Consider the following 20,343-nt stretch of genomic DNA (forward strand, 5'->3'; position numbering starts at 1 on the left):
TTTATAATAACTATAGAATTTAGGGTATATTAATTTTCTTATTATTAAGGAGGTTTAACATGCTAAAAGACTTAATCTACACGATACCAAGAGAAAAGCACTCAGAAGAAGCGCTTCACTCTCTACTTAGTTCACATCCTGAAATAAAATTTGTATCCTTCGTAGGAGTTGACTTATCAGGAAATGATACTGATGAGAAGATACCAGTAGCTCTTTTTTTAGAAGACATATCCACTTTTTTAAAAGGTGCTGTACAAACTGATGGTTCATCTGTTTCATTTCCTGGAATAGCTACCTTAAACAATGCAAAAGTAGATATGATTGCAGACTTAGACGTAAACTGGTTTGTAGATTATAATTACGAGCATATAGACTTGGAGACTAACAAACCTATTGGTACTCTTCGTATTCCTTGCTACCTCTATCATGACAATAAACCTATAGATTCTAGAATTATTCTTAAAAACTCCATTGAACACTTTAAAACTTCTCTTATGAATTTATTTAAATCTAATAATGAATATTTATCCCAATTTGGAATTAAATATAATGATATAGACCACCTAGAAGTTACTTCTGCTACAGAATTAGAATTTTGGGTAAAAACTCCTAATGATAAAGCTGAAATAGAAGAACTTTCAACATCTCAAGTCCTTCACGAACAATACTGGACTAGAACAAAAGGTGTAGTAAGAACATCTTTAGAACAATCATTATTACTTCTAGATGCTTATGGCCTAGGTGCAGAAATGGGGCATAAAGAAGTAGGTGGAGTAAAAGCTAAGTTAGACGACTCTGGAAAATTGACACACATTATGGAGCAATTAGAGATAGATTGGAAATACTCAACTCCTCTTCAAGCTGCAGATAATGAATTATTAGCAAGAACACTAGTTAAAGAAACCTTTAGAAGAAATGGCTTAGATGTAACCTTTTTAGCTAAGCCTGTTGACGGCGTAGCAGGAAGCGGTAAACATATCCATGTGGGTATTGCAGCTAGATTAAAAAATGGATCTAAAGTAAACTTGTTTTCAACCAATGAGCATCACTTCTTAAGTTCTATAGGATATGCATCATTAATGGGTATTCTAAAAAATTATGAAGTAATAAATCCATTTGTTTCTTCCACAAATGATGCTTTTAGAAGATTAAAACCTGGATTTGAAGCCCCTGTATGTATAGTTACATCTATAGGACACACTGTCGAAATTCCATCAAGAAATAGAACAATACTTGTTGGGGTTATAAGAGATTTACAAAATCCTTTTGCTACTAGATTCGAACTAAGATCACCTAATCCTCATACAAATACTTATCTAGCTATATCAACGCTTTATTTAACTATGTTAGATGGTATAAAGTATGCAATATTAAACAATAAGTCTGCAGATAGTCTTTTAAATGAGCTTTCAAAGAGACCTGGTGAAGATGCTGACTACTTAGAAAAAAGTAGAGCATATAGAACAGAAGAAGATGTTTTTGAAGACTTTACTGAATCTGAAAGAGAAGAATATTTCGGTAAAGCCCCTGCAACTGTATATGAAAACTTAATAGCCTTTGATAAGTATGCTGAAAAATTAGAAGTTATTAAAGATGGTAACATATTTACTGACAAAATTATAAATAGTTTCAGATTAGCGGCTATAAGTAGATGGATTACTGAGATTACTAATAGATTTATAAATAACTATACAGAAGAGATAAGAAGCTATAAAATGCTACATTCCATAGACAGAGCATTGGATTTAGATATATCAAATTGGATGTCAATAAATGAATTAAGACATTATATTATGAAGGATAGCTATACTAGTAAAAGCTTATTTACAAAAATGAGAGAAGCTGCAAATAAGAAAAATTACGCAGAACTTTCCAATTTACAATTAGAGTTAGATAGCCAAATGAGTAAACTAAGAGGTTTATATTCTTGTTATAAGAAAAATTTATTGGATATATAATGTAAAAAGTCTAGTAGAACATCTACTAGACTTTTTATGTTATAAGTTTATTCAAATTATGGTACTAAATTTAAAAATCCCTTAAAGGAAAACTTTTTACCACCATTTCTTTTCTATTATTTATAGATTTCCAAAGCTCTAACTTCTCTATAGTAGCCATCATTTTTATATAGTCATCTTTATTGGTTTGATATGTAGATAAATGCTCTCTATTACTCCATTCTCTTATTGCATAATTAGTATTAGCTAATGAAACATTCATATTCCAATTATCTATATTCTCTCTTACCTTAAATCCATTTATCTTCAATTTATCATTTATATGTCTCATTAATCTTATTATATATCCTTTACTCTCTACCTTTAGATTTATAGACTTATATGGAGGTTCAAGGCAAGCTGTTCCATCTATCATTACTTTAAATTTCTTATAAGGTTTTAAAATATTGCTAATCAATCTGCTTAGTTCCTCTATTTCTGGATCTTCTATAACCTCTAAGGTTATATGAATCATAGGGTAATTTTTATATATTTTATACTTTTTACATACCTTCTTTTGAATTTGTTCCATATAACAGTAAGATTCCTCATTAAAGAGAGCAACTAAATAATACTTCATTTCTATCCCCCAATTTTCGTAATTTAAATATATATTGTAATTTTTCTAAATTATATGCATATTAAAATCTATACGTGGAAACATAAAAATGTTCATAAATAAAAAGAATTATTAAATATTAGGAGGGAACATTTATGAAAAATAATCATGGTCATAATGATAGTATAGCATGTACAGTTGCCGAGTGCAAATTTCATTGCAAAGATGATGATTACTGTACTCTTGCCAAAATTCAGGTTGCAAAACATGAACCAGTAGCAAGTACAGTAGAATGCACTGATTGCAACAGTTTTGAAAAAAGATAAATATTTTCCTAAAAATCCAAAAGGATAAAAAAATCCCTTTGGATTTTTTTATTTATTTTCTCATATGGTATTCACATTTTTAAAATTAATGTTAAAATAATATGGAATTATGTTATAATAAAGTTTGTAATTATTTTATTAAGAATTTAACTTACGAAAGTAATTTTAACATATAAATCTATAGATAAGGATGGATGCGGGGAATGGAAAAATTAATTATAAATGGCGGTAGACCCCTATATGGAAAAGTAGAAATTAGTGGAGCAAAAAATGCTGCTGTAGCAATTCTTCCAGCAGCTATAATGGCTGGTAAAGGAACTTGTGTTATAGATAATATACCTAATATAGAAGATGTACATTGTATAGAACGAATTATAGAAAGTTTGGGCTGTAAAGTTAAAGTGACTAATACCTCAGTAACTATAGATAGTTCTATTTTAAAAAGCTATGATGCTAATACAGAAGACGTGCGAAAAATGAGAGCTTCTTACTATCTTATAGGTGCTTTATTAGGTAGATTCAAAAAAGCTAGAGTTGAGATGCCTGGAGGATGTCCTATTGGTGTAAGACCTATAGACCAGCATATAAAGGGTTTTGAGGCTTTAGGTGCTAATGTTAAAATCGAACATGGTGTAGTAATAGTTGAAGCTGACAAATTGGTTGGTACAAATATATTCTTTGATGTAGTTAGCGTAGGTGCTACAATAAATGTTATGCTAGCAGCAACTTTTGCAGAAGGTACTACGGTATTGGAAAATTCAGCCAAGGAGCCCCATGTAGTAGATGTAGCTAACTTTTTAAATACAATGGGCGCTAATATCAAAGGAGCAGGAACTGATGTTATACGAATAACTGGTGTAAAAGAACTTCAAGGATGTTCCTACAGCGTTATCCCTGATCAAATCGAAGCTGGTACTTATATGATCGCAGCAGCTGCATGTGGTGGCGAAGTTACTATAAATAATGTTATTCCAAAACACCTAGAATCCATTTCTGCAAAACTTATAGAAATGGGAGCAGATGTTATAGAAAATGGTGATTCCGTTACTGTTAAATCAAATAAAAATCTAAAAGGAGTAAATATTAAGACCTTACCTTATCCTGGATTCCCTACAGATGTGCAGCAACCTATGAGTGCTCTTTTATGTGTTTCTAAAGGCAGAAGCATAATAAATGAAAGCATCTGGGAAAGTAGATTTAAACATGTAGATGAATTAAAGAAAATGGGTGCTACTGTTAAAGTAGAAGGTAGAACAGCTATTATAGACGGCGTTGATAGATTGACAGGTGCAGTGGTAAAAGCTACTGATCTAAGAGCAGGAGCTGCCATGATAATTGCTGGACTTATTGCAGAAGGTAATACAGAAGTTTTAAATATAGAACATATCGATAGAGGATATCCTAATATCGAAAATAAATTTAACGAACTAGGTGCTAATATAAAAAGAGCTACTGTTTAATAAGGTGGAGAATTATTATGAATTTTTGTTCTTTGTATAGTGGAAGTAGCGGAAATAGTATTTTTGTCTCTTCTAAAAATACAAAAATACTTATAGATGCAGGCCTTCCAGGCAAAAGCATTGAAAAAGCCTTAGCTAGTATAGGAGAAAATCCTAATGAAATTGATGGCATATTTGTAACCCATGAACATACAGATCATACTAAAGGTGTAGGTGTACTATCTAGAAGATACGATATTCCTATTTATACACACCCTTTAACTTGGAAAGCTATACTTTCTACAGTGGGCAAAATAAAAGAGGATAACATTAGAATTATAGATAATGAATCTGTAACTATTAAAGATATAGATATAACTAGTTATGTAATTCCTCATGATGCTGTTCACCCTCAAGGGTATGCTGTATGTAATGGAAATAAAAAATTCTGCCTAGCTACAGACTTAGGTTATTTTTCTAAGGAAGTAGAATATATTTTAAAGGATGCAGATGCTATTCTACTTGAAAGTAATCATGACGTTGAAATGGTTAAATTTGGACCTTATCCCTATCCTTTAAAAAGAAGAATCTTAAGTAATGTAGGCCATTTATCTAATGAAGATTGTGGTAAAGCCCTATTAAGCATATTAAGTAATGGCCCTAAAAAAGTAATGTTAGGTCATTTAAGTAAAACAAATAATTATCCTGAACTAGCATACCAAACTGTAGCAAATGTATTAACTGAAAATGGAGTTAAAATAGGCGCGGATATAGAATTATTTATGGCTAAAAGGGATATGCCAAGCAAGTATATAGAACTCTAGGGAAGGTGAAGAAATGAAAAAATGGGTTGTTATATGTGTATATTCACTTATGCTTGTTTTTACCATGACTTTAAGTGGGTGTGAAAAAAAAGATAAACTAAGTATGCAGAATAAGGAAAAGATTGTAAAAGTAGCTTTGCCGGATTCCAAAGATGACATTATAGATCTAGAACTATATTTTGATTCCTCAAAAAATAACAAAAAGTTAGAGATAGCCAAAGAAGAAAGATTAATAAAAAAGGACGAACTTTTAGGAGAACTTATTGTTCATGAACTAATAAAAGGTCCTACTGTAAATAGCAAATTAATGCCCATACTTCCAAAAGATACTAGACTTTTAAGCTTTTCTATAAAAGATAAGATTGCATATGTTAACTTAAGCAAGGAAGCTATTACAAGAATGTCCTCTAACAAAGAAGAAGCTTGTGTTAGAAGTATAGTTTGGTCCTTAACATCTTTACCATCAGTTGAGAAAGTTAAAATATTAATAGAAAATAAGGATACAAAAACCTTGAATGGCAACTTTGATATTTCAAAACCATTAGGAAGGGCAGATATAGATAATGCAAAAAAGAAGTAGTTTTAGTTGCGAAGAACATATTGATATTGCTATGGATGATTTCATATTAGATAATGAAATTTTCCCAGTATTGGATAAATTATATGGCATAAATACTAAATGCCAATATTGTACTCGTAAAGCTACTTATATACTAGAAATTCCTAATATCGATAAAGATTTTTAGTTTTTTATTGAATATAGGATAAAATTTTATTATAATTTATAATATATAACATAAATTACAAATTTTTTACTGAAGGAGAATTGATTATGAGTTTATATAAAGATTGGACAGACATGGTTATTGATTATGTGAAGACAAAAGGAGAAGCTGCGTTTTGGAACGAGTATGGTTCTATTGAAAAAAGCATCTATACTAAAGTATTAGCTAATCACAAAAATGAAATAAAAGGTAGCCTTAAAAAATTGGCAGATGAATATGGAACAACTAGTATATTCTTTATGGGCTTTATGGATGGTATAAATGAGAGTCTTGTAAACCCTATTGATCTAGAAAAGACTGAAGAAGATACTGAGTTAAATCTAGTTATAGATTTTGAAAAACTTTATTTTAATATGTTAGATGCAAAAGCAGATTATCTTTATAATTTACCACAATGGGAAGCTATATTCTCACCAGAAAAAAGAAAAGAAATACACAGACAATGGAGAGATTCAAAAACTGTTGTAAACAACGATAAAATAGGTAGAAATGATGCTTGTCCTTGTGGCAGCGGTAAAAAATACAAAAAGTGCTGTGGAAAAAACTAGTATATAAGTTTTAAAAGCAATTATTAAGAGTCTATATCTTAAATTTTAGATATAGACTCTTATTTAAATTAAAAAATAGGAGATATATAATGAATATAACACTTATTACTGTAGGAAAAATAAAAGAAAAATTTTTAAGAGCTGCCATAGAAGAATATTCTAAAAGGCTTACTAGATATTGCAAATTAGATATTATAGAAGTGTCTGACGAAAAAACTCCTGAAAATGCTTCAGAGAAAGAAGAACTCTTAATAAAAGAAAAAGAAGGAGAAAAAATTCTAAAAAATATAAAGGATAATTTCTTTGTAATAGCCTTAGCTATAGATGGAAAAATGTTCTCCTCTGAGGAATTGGCTAATTTTATTCAAGCCCAAGGTATAAATGGAAATAGTAATTTAGCTTTTGTTATTGGTGGATCTTTAGGTTTATCATCTGATGTCCTTAACAGAGCCAACTATAAGTTATCCTTTTCTAAAATGACTTTCCCACATCAGCTTATGCGAGTAATATTACTAGAGCAAATATATAGAGGCTTTAGAATAAATAGTGGTGAACCGTACCATAAATAAAAATAAATGTTCAATATTAATAAAAATCCAACTTAATTACAGTTAAGTTGGATTTTTATTTAATTATATATTCCAATGATTTGTAACAATTTTTTGCAAACATAATATAATGTTATTACGTGAGCAACAAATCAAGGAGGATAAGATATATAATTATGGCTCATATTGTAAACCCAGGAACTTGTCCATCTATGGGCAAATGTATTCCACAAGAAACTGTAATAACAAATGTTAGATTAGCAGCTGCATATGTTCCTTATCAAAAATTATGCACGCTTTTCTCTCCATTAGAAGCTCTTAGACGAGGAACTGTTTTCCCTGAGCTCTACAGTCCATATGAAGGAAGAGATAAAAAATACAAATCATGTGGGTGTAAACAAAGGGAGGTATACTGTGATGACTAAAGAAATGAATAGAGTAGACCTTTTAAGAAGAATTACTTCTGTAAACTTTGTACTAGAGGATCTCTCTCTCTATCTTAATACTCATCCAACGGATCGTGAGGCTCTAGCCAAATACAATTGTTGTGTTGTAGAAGCTAATGCCTTAAAACAAACCTATGAGAGATGTTATGGAATGCTATCTGAGCATAGTTCCCAAAGTCCTTATCCTTGGCAATGGATATGCGAGCCATGGCCTTGGGAGTATGAGGCCAATTTTAAGCTTTGTGGGGAGGAGAGATAATACATGTGGACTTACGAGAAGTTTCTAGAATATCCAGTAAAAATTAAAAATCCAAATCCTAAAATGGCAAAAATAATAATAACTCAATATGGAGGACCAGATGGAGAATTAGCAGCCTCTTTGAGATACTTGAGTCAAAGATTCTCTATGGTTACTCCTCAAGCCATAGCTACATTAAATGATATAGGAACAGAGGAATTAGCTCATTTAGAGATTGTTGGTGCAATAGTTCATCAATTGGTTAAAAATGCAAGCCTTGAAGAAATTAAAGAAGCAGGCTTAGACCCTTATTATGTAGATCATGGTAGGGGAATTTATCCTGTAAGTGCTGCAGGTGTTCCATTTACCGCTTCATATGTACAGTCAAAAGGTGATCCAATTGTAGATCTTACTGAAGACTTAGCTGCAGAGCAAAAAGCTAGAGCTACCTATGAATATTTAATTAACGCTGGTGATGATCCAGATGTATTAGAACCTTTAAAATTCCTAAGGGAAAGAGAAGTTGTACATTATCAAAGATTTGGTGAAGCACTTAGGATAGTTCAGGATTATTTACAAGAACCACGCTTATTTGTAATGCCAAAGCCAGATTTTATGAAATAATTACCTATAAATTTTTTATGCAGAGAAGTTTAGATTCTCTGCATTTTTTTAGCTATTTTTTATAAGCTTCTTTTCAAACTCTTTTACAGCATTTCTTATCTCGTTTCCACCAGTATTTCCATATACACTAGATGTTATATTTTCCGATTCTCCTATACCTATTTCTTTAGCCCACTCGGTTTTTAAATTATTGTTCTTTATCTTATTTTCACCACTCATATTTCAAACTCCTTATCTTTTTAATATATAAATATTCTTTACGTTATCTGTTTTAATATTCAATAATATTTTCCCAAATTATATATCTATAAATAAAATAAGGAGATGCTTAATAGCATCTCCCGCAATATTTAATAAACTTTAATAACATACAAAACTTTCAATTCTTCTAGTATCTATTCCAAAGTACACCCATCTACGTCCATTCCATCTCCATCCTGCAACAGATGTTCTTCCAACATAAGTAAGCCAAGCCCAGAATGACCTGCCATTATCTAACCATATATATATAAATCTATATCTACAAGGTCTAACTGCTCCTGGATCTACAGCTTTTAACTGTGGACTAGACTTAGACGGAGTGAATGATGGTGGTGGTCCGCTTGGGCCTCCTTGTCCTCCTTGACCTCCTGGTCCACCTGGCCCTTGAGTACCTCCTCCAAATGGCGGCTGTCCTCCTCCTCCAAATGGTGGTGGTCCTCCCGGTGGTGAATACTGACGATACATATCCTGTAAATAGTTAAAATATGGGCAATACATATATACTCTCCTAATAAATATTAACAATATATATTATGTGTTAAAAATATAAATGTTCCAAAAATCATGAGTATTCTCATCCCTTTTAACCTATGCACTTAACTCTAGCTCATCTGTATTTTCAAGTTCAAAACCTTTTCTATTAAATTCATTCTCAGAATTTGCAACTAACAAAGCTACTACAGAAGCTCCAGTAACATTAGTAGCTGTTCTAGCCATATCTAAAATAGTATCAATTCCAAGTACCATAGCTATTCCTTCTACTGGAAGTCCCATACTTGAAAGTACGACTGTTGCCATTATAGAAGCGGTACCTGGCACTCCTGCTGTTCCTATTGAAGCCATAGTAGTTATTATCACAAGTAATACATAGCTATATATAGTCATAGGAATATTAAATATATTCGCTACAAAAATTGATACAATTACTGGATATATACCTCCGCAAGCATTCATACCCATGGTAGCTCCCATTGGTGCTACAAAACTTGCAATATTTTCTGATATTTTCACCCTATTTGTTAAAGATTTTAATGTTACTGGTAATGTTCCATAACTACTTCTAGTAGTAAAAGCAACTGCCTGGGCAGGATATATTTTCTTAAAGAACTTAAAAGGATTAATTTTAACTATAAAAGCTAAAAGGCTACCATGAACTAACAATATTTGTAATGCGCAGGCAATATATACTGCTAAAATTACTTTTCCTAAGGAAAGAAGTGTATTTAAGCCATAATTAGAAGCTACAGAGGCCATAAGCCCTAATACTCCATAAGGAGTTATCTTAAGAACCATCTTAGTAATTCTAAACATTATTTGTGAAAATGATTTAAAAAAATCTTTTACAGGCTTTACTGTGGCAACATTCTTGGCCCCTTCAATAGTTATAGCAATTCCTACAAGCAATGCAAATATGATTACTGGTATAATTTTTCCATTAGCCATTTCAGAAACTGGATTTGATGGGATCATGTCCAATATAACACTAGTAATAGTAGGTATTTCCCTAGCCTTGAAATTAGCATCCTTAGTAAACTGTATACCTACTCCTGGTTGTATTATTGTACTTACTATTATTCCAATAACACAAGCCATGGCAGTAGTAAACATTAACCATCCCACAGTTTTAACTCCTACTTTTTTTAGCTTACTTGGATTCTCTAATGAAGTAATACTAGAAATTATAGTTGATATAACAAGTGGTACTACTAACATCTTTATTAAGCTTACATATACCTTACCTATAGGCTCTATAATTTTAGCATCGCTTTTAAAAATTACGCCCATAACAGTTCCTAATACCATTGCAATTAAAACTCTGTTTCCAAAGCTAACTTTTTTAATCTTTAATAAATACAAAAATAGTAATAATCCTAATGAAACTAATAAAACCATATTATTCCTCCTAATGTCTTATTTTACTATTCATATAATACCTATATGAATAGTATGCTTTAATTTATTATAAGTATATCATTATTTTTCTAAAAAGCAACAGTTTTCTATTTAAAATATAAAAATGGAGATAATAAATTATCTCCACTTTTTACATAATTGCCTTTTTCTCTAATTCCTGAATAAGTGATAAATACTTATCTTGAATATTTTTATCCATTGCAGCCCTTTCTATCTCTCCAGATTTCTCATTTAGTTCTTTCTTGTTTTCCTCAGACAAAGATCTTTCTGCAAACTTATAGATAGTACTATCTTCTTTATCTATATGCCTATTGAGTAAATCCGTATAAGAAACTGCATTTGCTATTATATCTAATTTAGCTTCCTCATTTCCATTTTCCAATTCCTTTAATGCATTTTCTAGATTATGCATATACAATCTACCTAAGTCATGTTCAATAAGCATTCCCATAATAGGGCCACTTTTGATCATATTAAATTGCTTATCCATTAGTGTAAATAATATATCCTCTTCCTTACCATGATGATGTTTATCTGCATAGTTTCTTACAAAATCTATTATTTTATAAAAATCTTTATAATCTACATTTTCGTTTTTTAATATTTTATAACAATACCTCCTTATAACTTTAAGCATTCTTTTTATATTTTTATGCTCTTCTACCATAAGTTCTATAGCATTCATACATATCTTCTCCCTTACATAACTTTTCTTATTTCATGAACTTTCTTATCATCTACTATTTCCACATTATAAGTAAACTCCTCACTTAATGCGCTTATAAATGATTTTATCCAAGCTTCTCTTAACATATAAAAATTCTCTACATCTCCATATTCAGCCTCCCAATAAGGCACATGCAAACACTTTCTTGCTCTCCATACATATGCTTCTTTATCATTTTGTAATTCTTCATTTACTCTATCACAAGGCATACCCTCTAATATAAAATCATTTAATACATTAAATACTTCTACTGGCAGTTCTGGTTGAACTTTCTTTTTATATTCCATTCCAAGTTTGTTTCCTTGTTCATTAAAAATACCTATTAATTCATCCTTATATTCTAGTGAAACATTTAGTATCTTTGTAACCCAAGCTGCTTGCCTTCCTTCTGCTCTAGAAATTTTGTCTTGCAGCCAACCGTGAATATTTGAGGTATCAATAACTTCTTCAAGCATTTTATCTCCTACAGGCTCATCATATTTCTCATATATTTCACTTTTCCACTGTTCAATTGGAAAATTTCCTTTCTTCTCAGCCCAATTTACAATATCACCCTCTAGCCCTTCAAACCATTTTATCTTATTAAATAACCAATAATGAATTTTACCTAAAAATAAACTCATAATTATCCTCCTAAATTATTTTATATATTATATTTTGTGATTAACTTTTAAATTTATGAGTTAATTATATTTCATTAATAATTTAAGGTATGTAACATAGGTTACAATTGCAAAAAATACATGCTATAATAAAACTCATACGTAATATTATTTATATAAAATTATTACTTTATTATGGGGGCTGATAACATGAAAAATTTACTAGGCAAAAAAAGCCTTGTGGCTGATCTTTCTTTGTTAATTGTAACAATAATCTGGGGCAGTGGTTTTGTTGCAACAAAGAACGCTTTGGATACTTCCTCTCCTTTTTTTATTCTGTCTTTAAGGTTTATCTTAGCTTGTGTTTTAATGGGGTTAATATTCTTTAAACAAATAATTAAAATTAATATAAGAGATTTAAGAGCTGGATGCATCATTGGTTTTTTCTTATTTATAGCATTTGCTGCTCAAACTATAGGGCTACAATACACTACTGCTGGAAAACAAGCTTTTTTAACTGGAACAAATGTAGTAATGGTTCCATTTATTTATTGGCTTGTATCAGGAAAAAAGCCAGATATGTATAATCTTATTTCAGCTTTTTTATGTTTACTAGGTATATCATTTTTAACCTTAGATGGAACATTGTATATAAATTTAGGAGATACACTAACTTTAATATGTGCACTATTTTTTGCTTGTCATATAGTTTTTGTAGGTTATTTTGCTGAAAAACATGACCCTATTATTTTAACCTTTCTTCAATTTTTAGTAGCAGCTGTTCTTTCATTAATCTCCATGTTTGTATTTGAGAGTACTCCTAGTTCTATATCAAAGGACGCAATTATGCCTATTGCGTATTTGGCTATTTTTAGTACCTTAATAGCATTTTTAATACAAAATGTAGCTCAGAAGTATACAACTGCAACCCACACTGCTATTATATTAAGCTTAGAAGCTGTGTTTGGAAGTTTATTATCTACTATCCTACTTGGAGAAAGATTTACTTATAAAATGTTCGTAGGATGTATAACTATATTTATTGCTATAATAACTGCTGAAACTAAATTAGAATTTTTGAAAATAAATAAAACCACTTCTAAAGATAATAAAGATCTTTTAGAAGAATTGGATTAAAAAAAAAGCCCAAAAGGGCTTTTTTAAATCTTTTTAAGCATTCATGGCTTCTTTTTCAATTTCTCCCCAACATTCAACATTATTTAATCCTTTAATATTATTTACGTTGAATACTGGATCTTTTCCTTGCTTCTTCTGATATGAATAATCTTTTAAAGCCTCAAAGGCAATTTTCCCAAGCATTGATATTGCAGTTAAATTAGTTAACGCCATTAATCCCATAAATAAATCTGCCATATCCCATACTATTTGTATTTTAGCTACACTACCAACTACAACCATAGCTAGTACAGCTATTCTATAACTAAATAACCAACCTTTACTTGAATTCAAAAATTCTATATTTGTTTCCCCATAATAATAATTACCTATTATGGAGCTATAAGCGAATAAAAGTATACACATAGCTATAAAAGTATTTCCCCATGATCCAACCTGAGAACTAAGAGCATTTTGAGTAAGCTGTATTCCTGTTAAATCTTTATTTGTATATACCCCTGATAACAATATTATAAATGCAGTAGCACTACAAATTAAAAGGGTATCAGTATATACTCCTAAAGTTTGAATAAGTCCCTGCTTTACAGGGTGAGTTACTTCTGCTGTAGCTGCAGCATTAGGAGCACTTCCCATACCTGCTTCATTTGAAAATAATCCCCTCTTTATGCCCATCATAACAGCTACTCCAACTCCCCCACCAACAGCTTGATTTATACCAAAAGCATTAGTTACAATAAGCTTAAATACAGTTGGAATTAAAGTTACATTCTTTGTAATAACAAATAACGCTATTAATACGTAAGCAACTGCCATAACAGGTACAATCATTTCTGCTGCCTTAGCAATTCTTGTAACTCCTCCAAATATAATTATAGCTGTTACACCTGCTAAAACTAACCCCACTACAAGTGTGTTCATACCAAACGCTTCTTCAAACGCTAATGAAATTGTATTTGCTTGCACAGAATTGAAAACAAGTCCGAAACTAATTGTTATAAGTATGGAAAACATTACTCCCATCCATCTCATATTTAATGCCTTCTCCATATAATAAGCTGGACCGCCTCTATATCCATTTTTGTCCTTAACCTTATATATTTGAGCTAGTGTACTTTCTACAAAACTTGATGCTCCTCCTATTATAGCAATTACCCACATCCAAAAAACTGCTCCAGGACCACCTAAAGAAATAGCTATAGCTACACCAGCCAAGTTTCCGGTACCTACTCTAGAAGCTGTACTTATGCAGAAAGCTTGAAAGGACGATACCCCTTTTCCTTTTTCACCTGTGATAGATTTACTAGCACCTTCCCCCAATAATTTGAACATTTGCTTAAAATATCTTACTTGTACAAATCTTGTCCTAACACTAAAATAAAGCCCTAATGTAATTAACACTGCAATAAGAATATATGACCAAAGCATGTTATTAACTGTAGAAATAAAACTTGACAATAATTCCACATCTCCTTTTAATTTAATATTTCAAATCACATTAAAATTGTATCAAAAAATATATCATATATCAATTTTTTGTATATTCCGACTTTGGTCAACATTATATTTACAATATTTCATTATTTATACAACTGTTCTAGCTTTAACCATATGTCTGGATATTTTCTTCGTATATTTATTATTCTAAAATTATCATTTACAAAAACTTGCGTTGTAGCACCATGGGCTAAAAGCTTATTATCATCTTCTCTTATTACATTATAATTAAAAATAACCTTTGCTGGAGTTAATTCCTTTATAAAAGTCTCAATAATTATATTATCTTCATACTTTGCTCCCTCTATATATTTACAATAAGTTTCTACTAATGGCATCATTATTCCCTTTTCCTCTAATTCCCTATAACTCATACTAGATTCTAATATAAATTCCCCTCTGCCCACTTCAAACCATGCATAATAATTAGAGTGATGCACTATACCCATTTTATCAGTTTCTACATATCTAACTTTTAATTTTGTTCTGTTTATATACATATACAACCCTACTTTCTTTGAAAATATTATACAACTATTATAAAATATTGATTAAACTATATATGTAAGTATATCATTTTACAAAATGCTATATCAATAATTAATATGGAGGATACTAATAATGAGATTACTTTTAACAAACGACGATGGAATTGAATCAAAGGCGCTTTATATTTTAGCAAAAGAACTAGAAAAGGAACATGAACTTATAATTGCTGCACCTAGTAATCAAAAAAGTGCCTGTAGCCATTCCATAACTATTGCTGAATCATTAATAATAAAGAAAGTAAATTTACCAAATATAAGCTCTGATGCCTATAGTATATCTGGCACGCCAGCTGATTGTGTAAGAGTTGCTGTTCATAAGCTCCTTGATAAACCTGTAGATATGGTTATATCCGGTATAAATATGGGCACAAACCTTGGAATGGATATAATCTATTCTGGAACTGTATCAGCTGCTATAGAAGCTGCCATTTATAAAATACCTTCTATAGCTATATCATCTGAATTAAAAGAAAACTGTGCTAATTATTATTCTGCTGCTAAATTTGTATCTAATATAATAAAAACTTCAAAAGATAACTTAATCAAGAATGACTTGGTTTTAAATGTAAATGTTCCTTGCTTAGATGAAAAAGATATAAAAGGAATAAAGGTATGCGGAATGGGTGACAAAATTTATGATAATTTCTTTATTGAAGACATAAATGAAGCTGGGGATACAGTTCTTAAATTAACTGGTAGAATTAACAAAAACCACAAAATCAATACAGATGTGTACTATTTAAAACAAGGCTATGTTACTTTAACTCCTCTTCATTACGATTTAACTAACTTTAAAATATTAAATGAAGTTTCTCAATGGTTTTGATTTGAATATTTATTATTTATTATAAAACCACTCTTTTAATATAGTTCATAAAAAGTACTAAGGCTATCTTAAAATTAAGATAGCCTAAAAATTTATTTACGATTCTTTTCATTCTTCATTTCATTGCCTTTACCTTTATTATCTTTATTGGATTTATTCAAATAATTTTTATTGTTTATATCCTCTTTTGTATTATTATGTTGCTTATTAGTTATTCCATTGTTATTTGTTTTATTATTTGTGCTCTTATTTGAGATTATAGGATTTACATTCTTTTTGTTTCCATTTGAATTCTGATTGTCATTTTTATTATCATTATTCTTCTTTATATTGCTATTAGGTTGTTCATGAATATTAATTTTAGAATTTTTCTTTTCTTCCCCTATTACCTCTTCTATTTTATCATTTTGTGTTACTTTTACTCTTAAATTATTATTTACAATACTATTTTTAAACTTGTCAACCTTTATATTCTTTCCAGTTACCTTTAAATCCATAGTCTCATCATTACTTTTAGGAATTTCATTTAATATCTCTACTAATGCATCATCAACTAATTTATTATTAATCTTTACCTTGTCTAATAAATTTGTACCCTTATTATCCAAAGATTTTGCACTTATTACCCTATTAAATCTATTGGATTTTAACTCTATAGCTGAGCTACCTGTTAACAAAACTGTTGATACAGGCTTATAATATGCATACGCAGCTGTAGACGAAAAAATAGTGAAAGTTAAACAAGCCGCTACTGCTACCTTATTAAAATAATTGAATATACCTCTTTCATTAATTTCTTCGCCAAAATATTCTTCACCTATATTAGGTTTTCTACCTTTTAACCTTAATTTGTGAAACTCACCATTATTACTAAGTATATATACCTCTTTATTGGCTACTTCCATAACAATGCCTTTTTTATTTGCCACTTTCATCACCTACTTCTATATTTAAATAAGATCTTAAATATATATAATCATCACTGTTCATAATTAAAATAATACAAATTAAATATCTTCTCCACTTTTCAATAAACTTTACCTTTGCTTCAGTAGCCATACATATTTGTTTTATAGGTAACATTTTCTTAGCTTTAATATAACTAATTATATCTTCATTAGCTGAACATTTTATAGCTATATTTAATAGGGAATTCTTAGTATCCTTATGACTGGGAGATGATTTAATTAAATCTTTAATAGTTATTTTATACTTTAATAATTCTTGACTAAATAATTTTATTTCTTCTGCTCTCTTTTCATTTTCAACTTGAGTTTCGTAATTATCCATGGATTTTTTTAATTCTATATATTGTGTGGCATCGTCATCATCACTAAACATTAAATAAGTCTTATTACTTATCTTCTTAAAATAATTTATTAAGGAGTTTTTTATTAGAACTCTTGCATAACTAAAAAAATTACCTCTATTTTCTTCATAACTATTACAAGCATTATTAAAAGCTATCATAGCAATACTAAGTTCATCATCATTTTCCCATTGAAGTCTACGTTTGCAAACATTATATGTTGTTGTATATATAAAATTTTTATTATCCTCAATAAAATTATTTCTGTCATTATTCAACCGTTCTTTAAGGTTCATATGATCACCTCATATATTATATACAATATCCACTAATATTTTTGAAGGGGCAAATTTATGGTAAAAAATACTTTTTGCGTTCCCCCTCAAAATAAATTTCTGCTTTTGTATATATTGGTGAGAAGATTTAAAGGAGGATTTTAAAATGAAAAAAATAACTACATTGGTGGCTGCAGCTGCTATAATATTTAACTTAGGGGGAAGTGTTCTTGCTGCTGATCCTACTTCATTGCAGGATAAGGCTGGTATAACTCCAGATAGTATCTTATACCCTGTAGATCAAGCTATTGACAATCTTAAAATAAGCCTTGCACAAAATACTGATAGCAAAGTACAAACTTTAGCAGATATTGCTGAAGAAAGACTTGGTGAAGGTGAAGTTTTAGCAAGTGAAGAAAAGGGTGATTTAGCACAAACAGCTATTGAGGACTTTAATAATAAAATGGAGCAAGCTTCACAAGAGGTACAAAACGTTATTAGTAAAACCGATGAAGAAAATAGTGAAGAAGATTTAGATAAAGCAAATAATCTTAATAAAGAATTAGAATTGAAACAAAAGAACTCTATTGAAGTACTAAAAAAAGTTCAAGAAAAAGTTAGCGGAAATGCTAAAGAAGTAATTGGAAAAGTTATAGAAATGCAAACAAAGAAAAAAGAAGCAGTTGCAAATATGATTAAAGAAAGACATGAATTAAATGCTGCTAAAAAAGAATTTAAGGATGCAGCTGTTCAATTGAAAAAAGTACAAAAATCTGGTAGTGAAGAAGATATAAAGAATGCTGAATCTTTACTAAAAGACAAAGAAACTACATTACAAAAGGCACAAGAGGAATATAAATCTGCAGTAGAAAATAAGAAAAATGTTGTTAAAGATTCAAAAAAATCAAAAAATAACATAAAGAAAGAAGTACCTGTAAAAGATAATGATGAAAAAGTAACCAATGTACCTAAAGACACTACTACATCTAATCCTGTTGATACAAATGTTGTAAATACAAATACTGAAGAAAATAACACTACTGTAAATGAAGATAATACTAATAAGAACAATAATTGTAAAAAAACTAATTCTCTTGAAAATATTCGTGAAAAACAAAAAAATGAACAATCACATACAAAAGAAATAAAAGATGAAAAAGCAAATAATAAAAAGTAGTAATTCCCCCCTATGTATTGTTTACAATACATAGGGGATTATTATTATAAATCTTTTTTAATTTTAAATAATTCCTTTATTTTTTCTAGTCTATTTCTATCAGTAAGCAAAGTTAATCCAGTAAGAGCAAGTCCCTTAGCTCCTAGAATTAAAGCTCCATCCCCTTCTTTGGATACTGCCGCATTACAAAACTCCTTAGTATGTGCTACTAATTCACTGCCTCCTATCTTTATATATGGATGTATTGTTGGAACAACTTGGCTTATATTTCCTGCATCCGTGGATCCAATTCCCTTTACGTTTTCCTCTTTAACATCACAACCTAAGTACTGCATATTTTCCTTAAACACTGAATCAAATTCCTTATTTATAAGTAAATTGTCTACAGAATTTTGGTATGCTATTACATTTAATTTTGTTCCAGTGGCCAAAGCAGCTCCTGCTGCTATATCCTTTACTCTTCTCGTAACCTCATCACATGTTTTTCTTGTATTAGCACGAATATAAAATCTAGCCTTAGCATATTCGGGCACAATATTAGGCATATCTCCACCATGAGTTATAATTCCATGAATTCTTACATCACTTGTTACATGTTGCCTTAAAGCATTTATGCCATTATAAAGTTGAATTACCCCATCTAATGCATTAATTCCTTGTTCAGGACATGCAGCCGCATGCGCCGCTTTTCCTATAAATTCAAAGTCCAAAGGATCTACTGCTAAAGAATCCGCTGTTATAGAAGTTTCATTTGATGGATGTATCATCATACATACATCTATTCCTTCTAATAGGTTATACTTTACAAAACTAGCTTTAGCACTACCATTTTCCCCGCCTTCTTCCGCAGGAGTTCCTAGAACCCTAACTTCGCCCCCTGTTTCTTCTATAACTTTGCTTACAGCTATAGCTGAAGCTATACTCAAGGTTCCTATAATATTATGACCACATGCATGTCCTAAATTAGGTAAAGCATCATATTCTGCTAAATATGCAATAGTAGGGCCTTTTTTACTAGACTTTTTACTAGCAATAAATGATGTTGCATGTCTGGCTAACCCTTTATCTACAATAAAACCATTTTCAACTAATTTTTTTATCAAAGTTTCTGAAGCAAAAAATTCCTTATTACCTATTTCAGGTTTACTATGAATAGCATGACTTATGTAAATATAATCTTCTTTTTGCTTATCAATATCCTCCAAAACAGTATCCCTTAAATCCTTAAATTCACACATATAAATATCCCCCTCTTATATTTAAATAAATAAAAAAACCTCTTCGAAAAGAAGAGGTGTTATCCTAAAGACATTTGCTCTCCTCATCTTTCAAGAAATTTAATTCTTGTTGGAATTAGCACAGTATTCCTTATAAAAGGAACCCGCTGCCGAGGCTTCATAGGGCCATTCCCTCCACCTCTCTAGATAAGAATTTTAATATTCATTTCTTAAAACATTACTCCCATTACTTAAATTTGTCAATACATAAATAAACTTAAATATTTTTTATCTACCTATTGACATTTTAAAAAACAAATCCTATAATAACATACAAGCAAGGCAAAACTTGTTAAATCATTAAAATTAAATACGTATCCTTATCAAGAGAAACCGAGGGACTGGCCCTATGACGTTTCAGCAACCGCATATATTGTGCACGGTGCTAAATCCAGCAGAACTTTGTTCTGAAAGATGGGGGAAGGAATAATATAATTTATATACCCTTCCAAGGGTTTTTTT

Annotated in this window: 25 protein-coding genes and 2 riboswitches; of the genes, 14 read left to right on the top strand and 11 right to left on the bottom strand. The window is 30.3% G+C overall.

Translation table 11 applies throughout. The annotated features are described in order from the left end of the window. Positions 1–59 precede the first annotated feature (59 nt). The gene (locus tag T514_RS0114300) at positions 60–1,958 is read left to right on the top strand and encodes a type I glutamate--ammonia ligase (RefSeq protein WP_027625410.1); all 1,899 of its coding nucleotides are present in this window, start codon (positions 60–62) and stop codon (positions 1,956–1,958) included. Between the two features lie 70 nt (positions 1,959–2,028). Here the strand turns inward: T514_RS0114300 and T514_RS0114305 are convergent, their stop codons facing one another. Continuing rightward, on the bottom strand, positions 2,029–2,577 hold the full coding sequence (locus tag T514_RS0114305; protein WP_027625411.1) for a 2'-5' RNA ligase family protein: 549 nt from the start codon (positions 2,575–2,577) through the stop codon (positions 2,029–2,031). A 134-nt stretch (positions 2,578–2,711) separates the two neighbouring features. Here T514_RS0114305 and T514_RS26170 point away from each other — a divergent pair, with 134 nt between their 5' ends. From T514_RS26170 to T514_RS0114355, 10 genes are all read left to right on the top strand, one after another. Further along, positions 2,712–2,882, top strand: a complete 171-nt coding sequence (locus T514_RS26170) for a DUF1540 domain-containing protein (protein ID WP_084284587.1) — start codon at positions 2,712–2,714, stop codon at positions 2,880–2,882. Positions 2,883–3,085: 203 nt separating this feature from the next. Continuing rightward, the gene (locus tag T514_RS0114315; protein ID WP_027625412.1) at positions 3,086–4,342 is read left to right on the top strand and encodes a UDP-N-acetylglucosamine 1-carboxyvinyltransferase; all 1,257 of its coding nucleotides are present in this window, start codon (positions 3,086–3,088) and stop codon (positions 4,340–4,342) included. Between the two features lie 17 nt (positions 4,343–4,359). Further along, positions 4,360–5,145: an MBL fold metallo-hydrolase gene (locus T514_RS0114320; RefSeq protein ID WP_027625413.1), complete on the top strand. Its 786-nt coding sequence runs from the start codon at positions 4,360–4,362 to the stop codon at positions 5,143–5,145. 13 nt (positions 5,146–5,158) lie between these two features. Beyond that, entirely contained in the window at positions 5,159–5,725 is a 567-nt protein-coding gene (locus T514_RS0114325) for a GerMN domain-containing protein (protein ID WP_027625414.1), read from the top strand. After that, positions 5,709–5,891: a CxxH/CxxC protein gene (locus T514_RS0114330; RefSeq protein ID WP_027625415.1), complete on the top strand. Its 183-nt coding sequence runs from the start codon at positions 5,709–5,711 to the stop codon at positions 5,889–5,891. The genes T514_RS0114325 and T514_RS0114330 overlap by 17 nt, the downstream gene beginning before the upstream one ends. Positions 5,892–5,977: 86 nt before the next feature. Next, entirely contained in the window at positions 5,978–6,478 is a 501-nt protein-coding gene (locus T514_RS0114335; RefSeq protein WP_027625416.1) for an SEC-C metal-binding domain-containing protein, read from the top strand. 89 nt (positions 6,479–6,567) lie between these two features. Then, positions 6,568–7,047: a 23S rRNA (pseudouridine(1915)-N(3))-methyltransferase RlmH gene (rlmH, locus tag T514_RS0114340; RefSeq protein WP_027625417.1), complete on the top strand. Its 480-nt coding sequence runs from the start codon at positions 6,568–6,570 to the stop codon at positions 7,045–7,047. A gap of 155 nt (positions 7,048–7,202) precedes the next feature. Beyond that, positions 7,203–7,451: a spore coat associated protein CotJA gene (locus T514_RS24620; protein ID WP_051542047.1), complete on the top strand. Its 249-nt coding sequence runs from the start codon at positions 7,203–7,205 to the stop codon at positions 7,449–7,451. Next, positions 7,444–7,731, top strand: a complete 288-nt coding sequence (locus T514_RS0114350; protein WP_051542048.1) for a spore coat protein CotJB — start codon at positions 7,444–7,446, stop codon at positions 7,729–7,731. Before T514_RS24620 ends, T514_RS0114350 begins: the two co-directional genes overlap by 8 nt. A gap of 3 nt (positions 7,732–7,734) precedes the next feature. Next, complete coding sequence (locus tag T514_RS0114355) at positions 7,735–8,334, top strand: manganese catalase family protein (protein WP_027625419.1); 600 nt, start codon at positions 7,735–7,737, stop codon at positions 8,332–8,334. Between the two features lie 48 nt (positions 8,335–8,382). Here T514_RS0114355 and T514_RS26175 read toward each other — a convergent pair whose 3' ends face one another. From T514_RS26175 to T514_RS0114380, 5 genes are all read right to left on the bottom strand, one after another. Then, positions 8,383–8,553, bottom strand: coding sequence for a small, acid-soluble spore protein, alpha/beta type (locus T514_RS26175; RefSeq protein ID WP_084284589.1), 171 nt, complete (start codon positions 8,551–8,553; stop codon positions 8,383–8,385). 141 nt (positions 8,554–8,694) lie between these two features. Then, positions 8,695–9,093: a hypothetical protein gene (locus T514_RS0114365; protein ID WP_051542049.1), complete on the bottom strand. Its 399-nt coding sequence runs from the start codon at positions 9,091–9,093 to the stop codon at positions 8,695–8,697. 90 nt (positions 9,094–9,183) lie between these two features. Continuing rightward, positions 9,184–10,488, bottom strand: coding sequence for a dicarboxylate/amino acid:cation symporter (locus T514_RS0114370; protein WP_051542050.1), 1,305 nt, complete (start codon positions 10,486–10,488; stop codon positions 9,184–9,186). 151 nt (positions 10,489–10,639) lie between these two features. Next, positions 10,640–11,194 carry a hemerythrin domain-containing protein gene (locus T514_RS0114375; RefSeq protein ID WP_027625422.1) on the bottom strand — a complete coding sequence of 185 codons (555 nt, stop codon included), beginning with the start codon at positions 11,192–11,194 and terminating at the stop codon, positions 10,640–10,642. A gap of 14 nt (positions 11,195–11,208) precedes the next feature. Next, a complete protein-coding gene (locus tag T514_RS0114380; protein WP_027625423.1) occupies positions 11,209–11,859 on the bottom strand; it encodes a hypothetical protein in 651 nt (216 codons plus the stop codon). A 189-nt stretch (positions 11,860–12,048) separates the two neighbouring features. Between T514_RS0114380 and T514_RS0114385 the strand changes: the two genes are divergently transcribed. Then, positions 12,049–12,975 (top strand): DMT family transporter, encoded by a 927-nt coding sequence (locus tag T514_RS0114385; protein ID WP_027625424.1) that lies wholly within the window; start codon positions 12,049–12,051, stop codon positions 12,973–12,975. 33 nt (positions 12,976–13,008) lie between these two features. Here T514_RS0114385 and T514_RS0114390 read toward each other — a convergent pair whose 3' ends face one another. Together T514_RS0114390 and T514_RS0114395 are read right to left on the bottom strand one after the other, a co-directional pair. Continuing rightward, entirely contained in the window at positions 13,009–14,439 is a 1,431-nt protein-coding gene (locus T514_RS0114390) for an alanine/glycine:cation symporter family protein (protein WP_027625425.1), read from the bottom strand. Between the two features lie 113 nt (positions 14,440–14,552). Further along, positions 14,553–14,969 (bottom strand): acyl-CoA thioesterase, encoded by a 417-nt coding sequence (locus T514_RS0114395; RefSeq protein ID WP_027625426.1) that lies wholly within the window; start codon positions 14,967–14,969, stop codon positions 14,553–14,555. A gap of 121 nt (positions 14,970–15,090) precedes the next feature. Between T514_RS0114395 and surE the strand changes: the two genes are divergently transcribed. Next, positions 15,091–15,843: a 5'/3'-nucleotidase SurE gene (gene surE / locus T514_RS0114400; RefSeq protein WP_027625427.1), complete on the top strand. Its 753-nt coding sequence runs from the start codon at positions 15,091–15,093 to the stop codon at positions 15,841–15,843. A 92-nt stretch (positions 15,844–15,935) separates the two neighbouring features. Here the strand turns inward: surE and T514_RS0114405 are convergent, their stop codons facing one another. Next, positions 15,936–16,772, bottom strand: a complete 837-nt coding sequence (locus T514_RS0114405) for an anti-sigma factor domain-containing protein (RefSeq protein ID WP_156939930.1) — start codon at positions 16,770–16,772, stop codon at positions 15,936–15,938. Then, positions 16,762–17,448, bottom strand: a complete 687-nt coding sequence (locus T514_RS0114410; protein WP_027625429.1) for a sigma factor — start codon at positions 17,446–17,448, stop codon at positions 16,762–16,764. The genes T514_RS0114405 and T514_RS0114410 overlap by 11 nt, the downstream gene beginning before the upstream one ends. Positions 17,449–17,593: 145 nt before the next feature. Between T514_RS0114410 and T514_RS0114415 the strand changes: the two genes are divergently transcribed. Beyond that, entirely contained in the window at positions 17,594–18,604 is a 1,011-nt protein-coding gene (locus T514_RS0114415) for a DUF5667 domain-containing protein (protein ID WP_027625430.1), read from the top strand. 44 nt (positions 18,605–18,648) lie between these two features. On the opposite strand, the gene T514_RS0114420 is transcribed toward T514_RS0114415, so the two are convergent. Next, on the bottom strand, positions 18,649–19,842 hold the full coding sequence (locus T514_RS0114420; protein WP_027625431.1) for a M20 family metallopeptidase: 1,194 nt from the start codon (positions 19,840–19,842) through the stop codon (positions 18,649–18,651). A gap of 80 nt (positions 19,843–19,922) precedes the next feature. Next, positions 19,923–20,035, bottom strand: a riboswitch (SAM riboswitch). Between the two features lie 163 nt (positions 20,036–20,198). Then, positions 20,199–20,302: riboswitch (SAM riboswitch) on the top strand. Positions 20,303–20,343 lie beyond the last annotated feature (41 nt).

The sequence above is a fragment of the Clostridium lundense DSM 17049 genome (assembly GCF_000619945.1).
Taxonomy (GTDB): Bacteria; Bacillota; Clostridia; order Clostridiales; family Clostridiaceae; genus Clostridium_AO; species Clostridium_AO lundense.